Raw genomic sequence first — 14,046 nt, 5'->3', positions numbered from 1 at the left:
GGATGCGCGGGCTTTGGATTTCGACGGCGGCGCTGGCGCTCGCCGGCTGCGCGAGCACCTATGACACGGTCGAGAGCGCGCCGGTTGCGCCTGCCATCCCGGCGGTCACCCAGTCCATGCCCGAACAGATGGCGAGCATGGATCCGGGCGATTCGATCCTGTTCTGGAACGACGCGCGCCGTTCGGCCGCATTCCGCGACATGGAAGGTCTGTTTCCGGGGCTCGAAGTCGCACCCGCCAATCCGGTGCGCGAACTGCCGCGCAGCGCAGACGTGCTCCCTGCCGAACTGCAAGCCCAGATCCGCGACTATATGGCCGAAACGCATGCCGCCGGGCTGATGGTGCTCAAGGACGGCAAGGTGATGTTCGAGGACTATGGCCTCGGCCTCGCGCCGACCGATCGCTGGACCAGCTTCTCGGTCGCCAAGAGCTTCACCTCGACGCTGCTCGGTGCGGCGATCGCCGATGGCAAGATCGCCGGCGTCGACACGCCGGTCACCGAGATCGTCCCCGCGCTCGCGGGCACCGCCTATGACGGCGTCACCGTCGGCCAGGTCGCCACCATGACCTCGGGCGTGGCGTGGAACGAGGACTACACCGACCCCGACAGCGACGTCGCCAAGATGCTCGCGATCGCGCCGGTCGCGGGCGAATCGCAGGCGGTGACCTATGCGCGTACGTTGAAGCGCGAGGCCCCGGCCGGGACCAAATGGGTCTACAAGACACTCGAGACCAATCTTCTCGGCCTGATCGTCGAACAGGCCACGGGCAAGTCGCTCGCCGCCTATGCCGCGGAAAAGATCGTCGAGCCCGCGGGCTTCGAGGGCGGGCTGTTCTGGATGCAGGACCTGACCGGCGGCAATATCGGCGGCTGCTGCCTCTCGCTGCGGCTGTCGGACTATGCGCGGATGGGCCAGTTCGCGCTCGAAGGCGGCAAGGGCGTGGTGCCCGACGGCTGGTTCGCCACTGCCGGGTCCCCGCTGGTGGACTTCGCCCCCGAAGCGCCGGGCTTCGGCTACGGCTACCAGTGGTGGACCTATCCCGGAGCCACCTACGGCGCGCAGGGTATCTTCGGCCAGGCGATCACGATCGTGCCTGAGGAACGCCTGGTGGTCGCGGTGGTCAGCAATTGGGAAACCGCCACCAGCCGCACGAACCGCGACGGGTTCCGCACGCTGGTCGGCAAGCTGGTGGCCGCACTCGACGATTGATTCGGGGGAGGGGGCAGCGCTGCCCCTCCGCCGGTTCGACTCAATAGGGGCGGGGGATGTCCGCGGCGCCGTAGCGCGACAGGATCGATTCGTGGACGAAGGGGCTCAGCAGCTCGCTGAAGGCGCAGCCGACCAAGCATTCTTCCCACCACACCACCTGCGCCTGGAGCGATTCGAGGCCGGGCAGGGTGAGCCAGCAGAGCTGGCCTTCGTGCATGCGGTTGATCGCCGCGGCCGAAAAGCCCGAGATCGACAAGTCGTGGACCACGGTCTGGAAGGCGCGGCCACCACTGGCGCGCAATTGCGCGGGAATGGTCAGCTTGGTCCGCGGGGCGCAGCGATCTTCCTGCGCGGCAAGCGTGTAGCGGTCTTGCGACTGGTGGATCATCTCACCACGCCTCCTTGGTCCATTCGGTGCGACTTTCCCGCGCATGGCGCGCGGGCAAGGCGGAATTATCGCCCCGAGTGGTTTCACGGGAATGGACGGTTGTGGTTAACTCACGTTTCGACGCGCTCTCGGTGAAAGCCGTCGAAATCGTTAACCAGCAGCTCGACCAGACGGTCGGCGACATCTTCGGGCGGCTTGACCGTCGCCGGGTCCTCGCCGGGATAGGCCTTGGCGCGCATCGCGGTGCGGGTCGCGCCGGGATCGACCAGCGCCACGCGGACCTTGGAGATCTTCTCGACCTCCTGCGCATAGCTTTCGAGCAGATTGTCGAACGCCGCCTTGGTCGCACCATAGGCCGACCAATAGGCGCGCGGCCTGCCGCCGACGCTGCTGGTGAGGCCGATCACGCGGCCGGCGTCGGCGCGCTTGAGCAGCGGGTCGAAATTGGCCAGCAACGCCTGCGTGGCGAGGAAATTGACCGTCAGCGCCTGGCTCAACTGCTTGCCGTCGATCTGCGTAACCGGGGTGAGCATGGGCAGATAGGCTGCGGAAATGACGAGATAATCGAGCTTGTCCCAGCGTCCGCCGATGGCTGCCGCTAGGCGCGCGATGCCATCGCTCTCGGAGAGGTCGACCGGCGCGATGGTCGAGGCGCCGCCGGCATCGTGGATCGCATCCTCGACCGCTTCGAGCGCGCGGACGTCGCGGCCGGTCAGCACCACATGTGCGCCCGCCGCGGCTAGCGCTTTCGCGGTGGCAGCACCGATCCCCTGGCTCGCCCCGGTGACGAGGGCGAGGCGGTTGTCGAGCGGTTGTGTCATCAAGCGACCTGTTCGGAAGGAAAGGCGAGTTGTTCCTGCTTGTCGTCGCGCCGTCCGAGATCGGTCAGCGAGGTGGGGTAGTCCCCGGTGAAGCAGGCGTCGCAGAATTGCGGGCAGGCCGAATTGCGCGGCTTTTCGCCAACCGCGCGATAGAGCCCGTCGATCGAGACGAAGGCGAGGCTGTCGGCCTTGATGAATTCGCGCATCGGTTCGACGTCCATCCGCGCGGCGAGCAGCTTGCTGCGCTCGGGCGTGTCGACGCCGTAGAAGCAGCTGTGTGCGGTCGGCGGGCTGGCGACGCGGAAATGGACTTCGGTCGCACCGGCGTCGCGCATCATCTCGACGATCTGCATGCTGGTGGTGCCGCGCACGATGCTGTCGTCGATGAGGACGATGCGCTTGCCCTCGACCAGCGCGCGGTTGGCGTTGTGCTTGCGCTTGACGCCGGCATGGCGCGCGCCGTCGCTCGGCTGGATGAAGGTGCGCCCGACATAGTGCGAGCGGATGATGCCGAGCTCGAAGGGAATGCCCGATTCCTGCGCATAGCCGATCGCAGCGGGCACGCCGCTGTCGGGCACGGGTATGACGAGGTCGGCCTCGACCGGCTTCTCGCGCGCGAGTTCGGCGCCGATCGCCTTGCGCGCTTCGTAGATGCTGCGTCCGTCGAAGACCGAATCGGGGCGGCTGAAATAGACGTGTTCGAAGATGCAGGGGCGCGGTGCGTGGTCGCCGAAGGGGTGGAGCGAATCGACATTGCCGTCGAAATCGACCTTGATCACCTCGCCCGGCTCGACCTGGCGGACGAATTGTGCGCCGACCACGTCGAAGGCGACGGTTTCGGAGGCGAAGACGGTGGCATCGCCGATGCGGCCCATCTGCAGCGGACGGATGCCCATCGGGTCGCGGCAGGCGATCATGCCCTCGGGCGTCATCACGATCAACGCATAGGCGCCTTCGAGCAGGCGCAGCGCGTCGATCAGGCGGTCCATGATCGTGGGATAGCGGCTGGTCGCGACGAGGTGGATGATGACCTCGGTGTCGCTGGTCGACTGGAAGATCGAGCCGCGCCGCACGAGGTCCTCGCGCAGCATGCCGGCGTTCGAGATATTCCCGTTGTGCGCGACCGCGAAGCCGCCGCTGGCGAGATCGGCATAGAGCGGCTGGACGTTGCGCAGGCCCGAGCCGCCGGTGGTCGAATAGCGCACATGGCCCGCAGCCATCGTGCCAGGGAGTTCGGCGATCGCTTCCTGCGACGAGAAATTCTCCGCGACGTGGCCGAGCCCGCGGCGGGTGAAGAACTCGGCGCCGTCGAAGCTGGTGATGCCCGCGGCTTCCTGCCCGCGATGCTGGAGCGCGTGGAGGCCGAGCGCGGTCACTGCCGCAGCATCGGACGCGTTGATCGCGCCGAACACGCCGCACTCTTCGCGCAGCTTGTCGCCATCCTCGTCGAGAAACGGGTGGGTGAGGTTCATCGAAAGGCCTGTCCGCCGCGGCTGATCGGGATGCGCGCCCCAATGGCGATGTTACGCTCCGATTACAAGGGTAGTGAGACGGACCGACCCCGCGTAAACACGATTTCATTGCGCGGCAGGCCCTAGCTGCCTACACGCGCATCCAAGCAATAGTCACCTGCAAGGGCCGCCTTGATCCTTTCCCCCTTCGAATGGACGATCGCCAAGCGCTACCTGCTTCCGGGCAAGGGCGAGGCCTTCATCGCGCTGGTCGCCAGCATCTCGATCGGCGTGGTGATGCTCTCGGTCGCCATGCTGGTGGTGGTGATGAGCGTCATGAACGGCTTTCGCGCCGAACTGCTCGACAAGATCGTCGGCCTCAACGGCCACGCCATCGTCCAGGCCTATGGCGGGCGGATGGACGATTGGGAGAATATCCTCGAGGAAGTGCGCGCGACGCCGGGCGTTGTGCGCGCCACCCCGCTGATCGAGCAGCCGCTGCTGACCAGCTTCAACGGGCGCGTCGAGGCGATCCTCGTGCGCGGCAACACCGCCGGGGACCTGCAGGAACTGTCGAAGAAGGCGGTCGCCGGGAATTTCGCCGCGCTCCAGCCGGGGGCGAACAAGGTCGCCATCGGCGTCCGCCTGGCGGAGAACATCGGCGCGCGCGTGGGCGACACCATCACCGTCATCAATCCGCAGGGCCGCTCCACCCCCTTCGGCACGGTCCCGCGCCAGATCGGCTACGAGGTCGCGGCGATCTTCGAGGTCGGGATCTACGATTACGACGGCGCCTATGTCGTGATGCCGATGAAGGACGCGCAGCAACTGATGATGATCGGCGATTCGGTGGGCATGATCGAGGTTTCGGTCGAGGACCCCGACGAGGTCGGCGAGATCCTCGCCCCGGTCCAGCGCGCGGTCGAGGGACGGGCGGTGGTGTCCGACTGGAAGACGATCAACGCGACGCTGTTCGAGGCGCTTCAGGTCGAGCGCGCGGCGATGGCCTTCGCGCTCAGCTTCATGGTGCTGGTCGCCGCCTTCAACATCCTCTCGAGCCTGGTGATGCTGGTCCGCGCCAAGACGCGCGACATCGCGATCATGCGCACCATGGGCGCGACACGGCAGAGCCTGATGAAAATCTTCGTCACCACCGGCTTCACGATCGGCGCGATCGGGACGGCGGTGGGTCTGGTGTTGGGCTTCCTGATCCTCGCCGGGCGGCAGCAGATCGTCGAGGCGATCGGCGCGATCACGGGCCAGAACCTGTGGGACCCGCAATATCGCTTCCTCACTACCATCCCGTCGAAGATCGACCCGGGCGAGGTCTCGTTGATCGTGCTGCTCGCGCTGGGGCTCAGCTTCCTCGCCACGCTCTACCCGGCGTGGAAGGCGGCGAGTACCGATCCGGTCCAGGTGCTGCGCTATGAATAGCGACGGCGTGAAACCGGTGGTCGAACTCAAGGGCCTGACGCGCAGCTTCGAACAGGGCGGCGAACGTATCGACGTGCTGCGCGGGGTCAACCTCGCGATCCGCCCGGGCGAAATCGTCGCGCTGCTCGGCCCCTCGGGCTCGGGCAAGTCGACGCTGCTGCAGGCGGTGGGCCTGCTCGAGGGCGGTTTCGGCGGCGAGATCGTCATCGCCGGCCATTCGGCGGAGAAATCGGACTCGCGCGCGCGCACCGTGTTGCGGCGCGAGCATCTCGGCTTCGTATACCAGTTTCACCATTTGCTGCCCGATTTCGACGCGCGCGAGAATGTCGTCCTGCCGCAGCTGGTTGCCGGCAGGACTCGCGACGAGGCCGAGCGACGCGCGGAAGACCTGCTGGTCGCGCTGGGGCTGTCGCATCGTCTGACCCATCGCCCGAGCCAGCTGTCGGGCGGCGAGCAGCAGCGCGTGGCGGTCGCCCGCGGGCTCGCCAACAAGCCCGATTTGGTGCTCGCCGACGAGCCAACGGGCAATCTCGACGAAGCGACCTCGGACAAGGTCCTGGCCGAATTCCTCGCGCTGGTCCGTGGCGAGGGCAGCGCGGCGCTGATCGCGACCCATAACGAGCGGCTGGCGCAGAAGATGGACCGCGTGGTCCGGCTGCACGAGGGCGTGCTCGAATAGCGGACCCGGAGCGCGTTTCGCACGTTGGTCTGGCAAAGGAGAAATTTGCATGACCGACCACCCCAGCACCTTCAAGGGCGAGGACACGAACCGCACCGGCGTCGACTGGGACGACCGGGCAGAGATCCATCTATCGGACGATGGCCAGGGGATTTTCGATGGCGGCAAGGGCGTCCGCGGCGGCACGCTGGCCGAGATGGTCGCGCAGATCATGGCCTACCCGCCCGCCGAGCGCGATCGTTTCGTCATCCAGAAGGCCGGCGACCACCGGCTAGAGAGGGCCGAGATCGAGGCGCTGGCCGCGCGTGACGACTTTCCCGGTTCGTAGGCAGGCATCGGTTCTCCGTCGATAGCCACTGGCGCGCGGCTGCCGCGCGGCGCATCGTGGCGGCATCAGGGGAGAACCGCACATGATCACTGCCGCATTCGCGCTCGTTCTGGCGCAGGCCGCAACCCCGGCCCCACCGCCTCCTCCCCCACCCAAATGCGAAGGGGCTAGCTTCGGCGCCTTCGATTTCTGGGTTGGCGAATGGGAGGTATTTCCCAGGGGCGGCGACCAGAAGATCGCCGAGAGCCGGATCGAGAAGGTCAGCGCCGGCTGCGCGATCCGCGAGACGTGGATGCCGCTGCAGGGGCGTAGCGGGTCGAGCCTCAGCGCCTTCGACCCCGCCGACGGCACCTGGCACCAGCTGTGGGTGGGCGGCGCGCCTGGCCGCGTATTCTTCGACGGCGGTCCGGTCGATGGCGCGATGGTGCTGACCGGCTATTGGGGCAAGGACACGGAAGGAAAACCTTCGCTCGTGCGAATGACCTATACGCTTGAAGCCGATGGCAGCGTGCGCCAGTACGGTCAGGCGAGTTCGGACCATGGGCGCAGCTGGTCCGACAGCTTCGACCTGATCTATCGCCGCAAGGACTAGCCCCGCCATGACCACCATCGCCGATTTCTCCGTCGCCACCAACAAGGGTGAGCAGCTCGATCTGTCGGACAAGCTCGGCACGGTGCTGCTGGTGGTCAACACGGCGAGCAAATGCGGCTTCACTCCGCAATACGACGGGCTCGAAGAGCTCTACCAGAGCTACAAGGACCGCGGCTTCGAAGTGCTCGCCTTCCCGTGCAACCAGTTCGGCGGGCAGGAACCGGGCAATGCCGACGAGATCGCCGAATTCTGCAAGGTCAATTTCGGCCTGACCTTCCCCCTTATGGCCAAGGTCGAGGTCAATGGCGACAACGCCAGCCCGCTGTTCGACTGGATGAAGGCGGAGAAGCCGGGACTGATGGGCTCGAAGGCGATCAAGTGGAACTTCACCAAGTTCCTGATCGACCGCGAAGGCAATGTCGTGAAGCGCTATGGCCCGACCGACGCGCCCAAGACGATCGCCAAGGATATCGAAAGGCTGCTTTGAGTCTCCACCAGCCTGTGGAGAATTGAGCGTGCGCGCGGCTGGTGAATCGCGCGCGGAATCCGCATATTGCCCGCATGTCCTTCAAGCCTTTCGTCCCCTTCCGCATCCTCTCGGCCTACACGATGCTCGAAGGCGCGATCGATCCCAAGGCGATGGCCAAGCTGGCGAAGGAACGCGGCTTTCCCGCGATCGCGATCGCCGACCGCAACGGGCTCTATGGCGCGGTGATGTTCGCCAATGCCTGCAAGGCGGAGGGCATCCAGCCGATCATCGGAACGCTGCTCGGCGTGGCGCGCGATACGGAAGGCAAGCAGGTCGATTACCTGCCACTCTATGCGCAGGACGAGGCGGGCTACGACAATCTCTGCCACCTCGTTTCGCGGGCGCATCTCGACCGCCCGCTCGAATTCGAACCGCATGTGGCGATGGAGGATTTCGACGGCCGCACCGACGGGCTGATCGCGTTCACCGGCGCGAGCGAGGGCGCGGTGACGCGGCTGCTCGCCGAGGGGCAGCAAGCGCATGCCGAAGCGCTGCTCGACCGGTTGCAGGCGCTGTTCCCGGAACGGCTCTACGTCGAACTCGCGCGGCGCGGGAACGAGGTCGAGGAGCGCGCCGAGGCGGCGCTGGTAGAGCTCGCCTATGCCCGCGACCTGCCGCTGGTGGCGACCAACCCGGCCAATTTCGCCGAACCGCACATGCACAAGGCGCATGACGCCATGCTCTGCATCGCCCGCTCGACCCATGTCGATGCGGAGGAGCGCGTGCGCTCCAATCCGGAAAGCTACGTCAAGACCTACCACATGATGGAGGAGGCCTTCGCCGACCTCCCCGAGGCGGTCGAGAACACGCTCGTCGTGGCGCAGCGCTGCGCCTATGCGCCGCCTTATCGCAAGCCGATCCTGCCCAGCCTTGCGGGCGACCTCGAGGGCGAGGCGCGCATGCTGGCGGAGGACGCGCGCAAGGGCCTCGAAGCGCGGCTCGAACCCTATGGCGAGATGAGCGCCGAGGAGCGCCAGGTCTATGATGACCGTCTCAAGTTCGAGGTCGACATCATCAACCAGATGGGCTTCCCGGGCTACTTCCTGATCGTTGCCGACTTCATCAAATGGGCCAAGGATCACGACATTCCCGTGGGTCCGGGGCGCGGTTCGGGTGCGGGCAGCCTGGTCGCCTGGGCACTGACGATCACCGATCTCGATCCGATCAAGCTCGGCCTGCTGTTCGAGCGCTTCCTCAATCCAGAACGTGTCTCGATGCCCGACTTCGACATCGACTTTTGCGAAACGCGGCGCGGCGAGGTGATCCGCTATGTCCAGGAGAAATACGGCCACGATCACGTCGCGCAGATCATCACCTTCGGCAAGCTGAAGGCGCGCGCGGTGCTGCGCGATACCGGCCGCATCCTGCAGATGAGCTATGGCCACGTCGATCGCCTGTGCAAGATGGTGCCCAACCACCCGACCGACCCGTGGACGCTCCCGCGCGCGCTCAATGGCGCCGCGGACTTCAAGCACGAATACGACAACGACAACGAGGTGAAGCGGCTCGTCGACCTGGCGATGCAGCTCGAGGGCTTCCCGCGCAACAGCTCGACCCATGCGGCGGGCGTGGTGATCGGCGACCGGCCGCTGGCGCAGCTGGTGCCGCTCTACCGCGATCCGCGCTCCGACATGCCGGTGACGCAATACGACATGAAGAATGTCGAGAGCTCGGGCCTGGTCAAGTTCGACTTCCTCGGGCTGAAAACGCTCTCGGTGCTCAAGAAGGCGGTCGACCTGCTCAAGCGGCGCGAAATCGACATCGACCTGTCGCAGCTGCCGCTCGACGATCCCAAGGTCTACGAGCTGATGAAGGCGGGCAACACGGTCGGCGTGTTCCAGCTGGAATCGGAAGGCATGCGGCGCACGCTGACGGCGGTGAAACCGACCAATTTCGGCGACATCATCGCGCTGGTCTCGCTCTATCGCCCGGGTCCGATGGACAACATCCCGCTGTTCGGCAAGCGCAAGGCGGGCGAGGTGGCGATCGAATATCCGCACGCCAAGCTCGAGGGCATCCTCGCCGAGACCTACGGCATCTTCGTCTACCAGGAACAGGTCATGCAGGCGGCGCAGATCCTCGCCGGCTACTCGCTCGGCGACGCCGATTTGCTGCGCCGCGCAATGGGCAAGAAGGTCCAGGCCGAGATGGACGCGCAGCGCCAGCGTTTCGTCGATGGATGCAAGGAGGTCAGCGGGATCGAGAAGGCCGAGGCCAACGCCCTGTTCGACTTGATCGACAAGTTCGCGGGCTACGGCTTCAACAAGTCGCACGCCGCCGCCTATGCGCTGCTCGCCTACCAGACCGCCTGGCTCAAGGCGCATTACCCGGAAGAATTCTACGCCGCTTCGATGTGTTTCGACATGCATCAGTCGGAAAAGCTGGCGGTGTTCGTCGACGATGCACGGCGCAGCGGGATCAAGGTCCTGCCGCCCTCGCTCAACCATTCTGAGGCCGAATATTCGGTCGAACAGACCGATGAGGGCTATGCGGTGCGCTATGCCCTGGCCGGGATCCGCAATGTCGGCGAGCGTGCGATGGAGGCGATCGTTGAGCAGCGTGAGGCTGCCGGGCCTTTCACCAGCCTGAAGGATCTGTTCGAGCGCCTGCCCAAGGGTTCGATGAATTCGCGCCAGCTCGAGGCGCTGATCAGCGCGGGCGCGCTCGACGAGTTCGAACCCAACCGCGCGAAACTGATGGCCAATGCCGACATGCTGCTGGCTGTCGCCGACGCCGCCGAGCGCGAGCGGTCGAGCGGGCAGGGCGGTCTGTTCGGCGGCGAGGATTCCGCGGTCGAGGACGGCTTCCGACTCAAGGAGGCCGATCCCTGGCCGCGCGCCGAGCAGATGGCGCGCGAGAAGGAGAACTTCGGCTTCTACTTCGCCGAACACCCGGTCGAGGCGTGGCGCCAGGTCGCCAGCGCGCAGGGCGCGCGGAGCTATGCCTCGCTGATGGCGGGCGGGGCACCTCCGGGCGGCCGCGCGGGCGCGGTGATGGCGGCGATGGTCGAGAAGGTGAACAAGGGCACCACGCGGCGCGGCAAGCCCTTCATCCGCGCCGATTTTTCCGACAGTTCGGGCCAGTTCAGCGCCGCCTGCTTCGAGGAGGGCCTGGTCGAAAAATTCCTCCAGTGGGCGCAGGACCAGACCTGCGTGAAGCTCGACGTCGAACTCGACAGCCCGAGCCCCGACGAACCGCCGCGGATCACCGTGCGGGGTGCCGTCCCGCTGGCGGCGGTGAAGGGCAGCATGGCGATGCTGCTGACGCTCGAGGTCGAGAGCGTCGATGCGCTGACCCAGCTCGCGCTCGACCTCGGCGCGGGGGGCGAGGGCGGCGACGAGGTGGTCGCGACGCTGCTGACCGGCGACGCAACCCCGCCCGTGATGCGTCTGGGTCGCAGATTTTCTATCGACGGAGAGCTTGCCGAACGCTTGGCAAGCGTGCCCGGCCTTGCCAAGGTGCAGCTGACCGCGCGGCGGGGGAAGGCGAATTTGCGCCTCGTCGCGTAAGGCATCGTCATTGCGAACCTCGGGGCGATGCAATCCGCCTCCTGCCGTCGCCGCGCCGAGCGGCCCCGGTACCGGATTGCTCCGCTGTTCCGGGCTGTTCGCAATGTCTTTGAGGGAGAGAGAAGACCATGTCGCTTGGCGCGATGCAGGACTGGAGCATGCGAATCTCGCATGTGATCGACCACGCGGCCCGTGAGGCCCCGAACCGCGAAATCGTCACCCGCTGGGCCGACGGCAGCGAGACCCGGACCGACTGGGCGGGCGTCCATCGCGATGCGAAGAAGATGAGCCAGGCGCTGCTCGCGCTGGGGCTGAAGAAGGGCGACAAGGTCGCCAGTCTGGCGATGAACCACGCACGGCACCTGGTCAGCTGGTTCGGCGTGGCCGGGATGGGCGGGGTGCTCCACACCTGCAACCCGCGCCTGTTCGAGGACCAGCTCGAATACATCGTCAACCACGCCGAAGACCGGGTCATGCTCTACGACGCGGCGTTCCAGCCGATCGTCGACCGCATGCGCGACAAATGGCCCACGGTGAAGCACTACATCTGCTTCGATTCAGGCGAGCATGCGCCCGCCTTCGAGGACTGGATCGGCGCGCAGGACGGCGATTTCGAATGGGTCGGCGGCGACGAGCGCGACCCCTGCATGATCTGCTACACCAGCGGGACCACGGGCAACCCCAAGGGGGTGCAGTACGAGCATCGCTCGACAATCCTTCACGCGGTGTCGGGGCTCCAGCCGAGCACCTTCAACTTCAGTTCCTCTTCGGTGATGCTGCCGGTCGTTCCGATGTTCCACGCGGCGAGCTGGGGACTGCCCTATGCCGGCGCGATGGCGGGGATCAAATTCGTCTTCGCCGCGGTCAACGATCCCGCCGTGCTGCACGAGCTGATGCTGAAAGAGGGCGTCACCGACAGCGCCGGCGTGCCCACAGTATGGCTCGCGCATTTCCAGTATTGCGACCGCGAGGGCATCGACCTGCCACCGCTGCGTGCGGCGACCATCGGCGGCTCGGCAGCGCCGCGCTTCATGATCGAGCGGCTGATGAAGAACGGGACGCGCGTCCAGCATGCCTGGGGCATGACCGAGACTTCGCCCATCGGCACCGTCGGCGGGCCGACGCACGAATGGGATCAACTCAGCTTCGAGGAGAAGGTCACCAAGACGATGAAGCAGGGGCGACCGATCTTCGGCGTCGAACTGCGCATCGTCGACCTCGACGATCCGACCAAGGTCCTGCCGCGCGACGGTGAGACTTCGGGCGCGCTGCAGATCCGCGGGCCCTGGGTGGTCAAGCGCTACTTCAAGGCCGAGCATGACGCGGTGACAGAGGACGGCTGGTTCGACACCGGCGACGTCGGCATCATCCACCCCGACGGCACACTGCAACTGACCGACCGGACCAAGGACGTGATCAAGTCGGGCGGCGAATGGATCAGCTCGGTCGAACTCGAGAATGCCGCGGTGGGGCATCCGGCGGTGGCCGAGGCCGCCTGCGTCGGCATGCCGCACCCCAAGTGGGACGAGCGCCCGGTGCTGTTCGTCGTGCGCAAGGAAGGCACCGACTGCAGCAGCGAGGAGATCACCGAATTCCTCACCGACAAGGTGGCCAAATGGTGGCTGCCCGATGCGGTCGAATTCGTCGACGACATCCCGCACACCGCCACCGGCAAGATCAGCAAGAAGGACCTGCGCGAGCGGTTCGCGGACTACACGCTTGGTTGACGCTGCCGTCCGCACCGCCATGGCCGCGGACGCGGCGGCGGTGCAGGCGATCTATGCCTTTCATGTCGATCACGGCACGGCGACCTTCGATACCGTGCCGCCCGATTCCGGCTTCTGGCGCGACAAGATTGCGGCAGTGGCTGAGCGCGGCTGGCCCTTCCTCGTGATCGAGCACGATGGTGCGGTGGCGGGCTATGCCTATGCCACGCAGTTCCGCGACCGCGCGGCCTATGCCCATACCTGCGAGAACAGCATCTACATCGCCGAGCAGGCGCGCGGATCGGGTATGGGTACCCGCCTGCTTGGTTCGCTGCTCGAGGCGGCGCGTGCCAGCGGCTTCGAACAGATCATCGCGGTCATCGGTGGGGGCGAGCCGGCCTCGGTCGCGCTGCATGCCAAGCTCGGCTTCGTCCATGCCGGGCGGATGCGCCGGGTGGGGTACAAGTTCGGCCGCAAACTCGATACCGTCTACATGCAATGCGATCTTTCCGAGGAGGGCGAGACCCCATGAGCGAGACCTATATCGACCCGAGCCGCGCCAATTTCGAAGCGTTCAAGAACCTGCCGCGCGACGAGCCGATCCATATGCTCAACCTGCTGCTCTACCGCGACGAGGCCGAGTATCCCGAGGGTCACGAGCATCACGGCAACGGCTGGAGCGGACGCCGCGCCTACGAGGAGTACGGCAAGACCAGCGGCCCGATCTTCCGCCGCGTCGGCGGCTCGATCGTCTGGCGCGGTGCCTTTCAGTGCATGGTGACCGGCCCCGAGGCGATGCGCTGGCACGACGGTTTCGTCGCGCAATATCCCAACTCGGGCGCCTTCTTCGAGATGATCAAAGACCCCGACTACCAGAAGGCCGTGGTCAACCGGACAGCGGCGCTGGTGGATAGCAGGCTCGTGCGGTTCGCGCCGGGCGCTGCGGGCGAGGGGTTCTAGCCTCCCCGGAACGGGGAGGGGGACCAGCGAAGCTGGTGGAGGGGCACCTTCAAAGGATCGAGAGATCAGCTGCCCGCGCGGCGCAAATCTCGGTAAGCCGCAGGACCACCGCCTCGACGTCCTCCAGCACGGCCTTTGCCGGTATCCGCGTCGTAGCTATGCGTTGCGGTCGCAGGAAAGCCGAGCGGTTCCTGTCCTTCGCGATCCTCTCGGCGCTGTCGTGCGCCCAGCCATCGACTTCGACTGCCAGTCGCCGTCGCGCGCAGTAGAAATCGAGCACATAGACGCCAGCCGGATGTTGCCGGCGGAATTTGAACCCGCCCGACCGCATGCGGAGCTGCTGCCACAAGATCCGCTCGGGCGCGCTCATTTCGCTGCGGAGACGCCGAGCTTGCTTGACCGTTTCGCGTGAACCCCTGATCATGGCACCTGCCCCTC

The 14,046-nt window shown here is 66.2% G+C and carries 14 protein-coding genes; 10 read left to right on the top strand and 4 right to left on the bottom strand.

Annotated elements, in window-relative coordinates; all coding sequences use genetic code 11:
* Positions 1-2: 2 nt before the first annotated feature.
* A complete protein-coding gene (locus tag K3181_RS00245; protein ID WP_221599710.1) occupies positions 3-1,211 on the top strand; it encodes a serine hydrolase domain-containing protein in 1,209 nt (402 codons plus the stop codon).
* A 40-nt stretch (positions 1,212-1,251) separates the two neighbouring features.
* Here the strand turns inward: K3181_RS00245 and K3181_RS00240 are convergent, their stop codons facing one another.
* From K3181_RS00240 to purF, 3 genes are all read right to left on the bottom strand, one after another.
* Positions 1,252-1,599, bottom strand: a complete 348-nt coding sequence (locus tag K3181_RS00240; RefSeq protein WP_221599707.1) for a PilZ domain-containing protein — start codon at positions 1,597-1,599, stop codon at positions 1,252-1,254.
* Between the two features lie 110 nt (positions 1,600-1,709).
* On the bottom strand, positions 1,710-2,420 hold the full coding sequence (locus K3181_RS00235) for an SDR family NAD(P)-dependent oxidoreductase (RefSeq protein WP_221599705.1): 711 nt from the start codon (positions 2,418-2,420) through the stop codon (positions 1,710-1,712).
* Positions 2,420-3,892: an amidophosphoribosyltransferase gene (gene purF, locus K3181_RS00230; RefSeq protein ID WP_221599703.1), complete on the bottom strand. Its 1,473-nt coding sequence runs from the start codon at positions 3,890-3,892 to the stop codon at positions 2,420-2,422. The genes K3181_RS00235 and purF overlap by 1 nt, the downstream gene beginning before the upstream one ends.
* Before the next feature lie 171 nt (positions 3,893-4,063).
* On the opposite strand from purF, the gene K3181_RS00225 reads away from it, so the two are divergent.
* The 9 genes from K3181_RS00225 to K3181_RS00185 all read left to right on the top strand — a co-directional run bounded on the left by K3181_RS00225 (position 4,064) and on the right by K3181_RS00185 (position 13,608).
* A complete protein-coding gene (locus K3181_RS00225; protein WP_221599701.1) occupies positions 4,064-5,305 on the top strand; it encodes a lipoprotein-releasing ABC transporter permease subunit in 1,242 nt (413 codons plus the stop codon).
* Positions 5,298-5,984, top strand: coding sequence for an ABC transporter ATP-binding protein (locus K3181_RS00220; RefSeq protein ID WP_221599699.1), 687 nt, complete (start codon positions 5,298-5,300; stop codon positions 5,982-5,984). The genes K3181_RS00225 and K3181_RS00220 overlap by 8 nt, the downstream gene beginning before the upstream one ends.
* Before the next feature lie 49 nt (positions 5,985-6,033).
* Entirely contained in the window at positions 6,034-6,312 is a 279-nt protein-coding gene (locus tag K3181_RS00215; protein ID WP_221599697.1) for a hypothetical protein, read from the top strand.
* Between the two features lie 82 nt (positions 6,313-6,394).
* The gene (locus K3181_RS00210) at positions 6,395-6,904 is read left to right on the top strand and encodes a hypothetical protein (protein WP_221599695.1); all 510 of its coding nucleotides are present in this window, start codon (positions 6,395-6,397) and stop codon (positions 6,902-6,904) included.
* 7 nt (positions 6,905-6,911) lie between these two features.
* Complete coding sequence (locus tag K3181_RS00205; protein WP_221599693.1) at positions 6,912-7,391, top strand: glutathione peroxidase; 480 nt, start codon at positions 6,912-6,914, stop codon at positions 7,389-7,391.
* A 74-nt stretch (positions 7,392-7,465) separates the two neighbouring features.
* Positions 7,466-10,942, top strand: a complete 3,477-nt coding sequence (dnaE, locus tag K3181_RS00200) for a DNA polymerase III subunit alpha (protein ID WP_221599690.1) — start codon at positions 7,466-7,468, stop codon at positions 10,940-10,942.
* 128 nt (positions 10,943-11,070) lie between these two features.
* Entirely contained in the window at positions 11,071-12,669 is a 1,599-nt protein-coding gene (locus K3181_RS00195; RefSeq protein ID WP_247714811.1) for a long-chain fatty acid--CoA ligase, read from the top strand.
* The gene (locus K3181_RS00190) at positions 12,662-13,180 is read left to right on the top strand and encodes a GNAT family N-acetyltransferase (RefSeq protein ID WP_247714810.1); all 519 of its coding nucleotides are present in this window, start codon (positions 12,662-12,664) and stop codon (positions 13,178-13,180) included. The genes K3181_RS00195 and K3181_RS00190 overlap by 8 nt, the downstream gene beginning before the upstream one ends.
* On the top strand, positions 13,177-13,608 hold the full coding sequence (locus tag K3181_RS00185) for a DUF1330 domain-containing protein (protein WP_221599688.1): 432 nt from the start codon (positions 13,177-13,179) through the stop codon (positions 13,606-13,608). The genes K3181_RS00190 and K3181_RS00185 overlap by 4 nt, the downstream gene beginning before the upstream one ends.
* A gap of 49 nt (positions 13,609-13,657) precedes the next feature.
* On the opposite strand, the gene K3181_RS00180 is transcribed toward K3181_RS00185, so the two are convergent.
* On the bottom strand, positions 13,658-14,032 hold the full coding sequence (locus K3181_RS00180; protein WP_221599685.1) for an endonuclease domain-containing protein: 375 nt from the start codon (positions 14,030-14,032) through the stop codon (positions 13,658-13,660).
* Positions 14,033-14,046: the final 14 nt, after the last annotated feature.

This window comes from Qipengyuania mesophila, from assembly GCF_019711655.1.
Taxonomy (GTDB): domain Bacteria; phylum Pseudomonadota; class Alphaproteobacteria; order Sphingomonadales; family Sphingomonadaceae; genus Qipengyuania; species Qipengyuania mesophila.
Note: the sequence above shows the minus strand (reverse complement) of the source record. Positions and strands in the feature narration are given on the sequence as shown.

Excerpts from the sequence above, each read along its gene's own strand:
- K3181_RS00245 (WP_221599710.1), top strand. The coding sequence starts at position 3 with ATGCGCGGGCTTTGGATTTCGACGGCGGCGCTGGCGCTCGCCGGCTGC.
- K3181_RS00240 (WP_221599707.1), bottom strand. The coding sequence starts at position 1,599 with ATGATCCACCAGTCGCAAGACCGCTACACGCTTGCCGCGCAGGAAGAT.
- K3181_RS00235 (WP_221599705.1), bottom strand. The coding sequence starts at position 2,420 with ATGACACAACCGCTCGACAACCGCCTCGCCCTCGTCACCGGGGCGAGC.
- purF (WP_221599703.1), bottom strand. The coding sequence starts at position 3,892 with ATGAACCTCACCCACCCGTTTCTCGACGAGGATGGCGACAAGCTGCGC.
- K3181_RS00220 (WP_221599699.1), top strand. The coding sequence starts at position 5,298 with ATGAATAGCGACGGCGTGAAACCGGTGGTCGAACTCAAGGGCCTGACG.
- K3181_RS00215 (WP_221599697.1), top strand. The coding sequence starts at position 6,034 with ATGACCGACCACCCCAGCACCTTCAAGGGCGAGGACACGAACCGCACC.
- K3181_RS00210 (WP_221599695.1), top strand. The coding sequence starts at position 6,395 with ATGATCACTGCCGCATTCGCGCTCGTTCTGGCGCAGGCCGCAACCCCG.
- K3181_RS00205 (WP_221599693.1), top strand. The coding sequence starts at position 6,912 with ATGACCACCATCGCCGATTTCTCCGTCGCCACCAACAAGGGTGAGCAG.
- dnaE (WP_221599690.1), top strand. The coding sequence starts at position 7,466 with ATGTCCTTCAAGCCTTTCGTCCCCTTCCGCATCCTCTCGGCCTACACG.
- K3181_RS00195 (WP_247714811.1), top strand. The coding sequence starts at position 11,071 with ATGTCGCTTGGCGCGATGCAGGACTGGAGCATGCGAATCTCGCATGTG.
- K3181_RS00185 (WP_221599688.1), top strand. The coding sequence starts at position 13,177 with ATGAGCGAGACCTATATCGACCCGAGCCGCGCCAATTTCGAAGCGTTC.
- K3181_RS00180 (WP_221599685.1), bottom strand. The coding sequence starts at position 14,032 with ATGATCAGGGGTTCACGCGAAACGGTCAAGCAAGCTCGGCGTCTCCGC.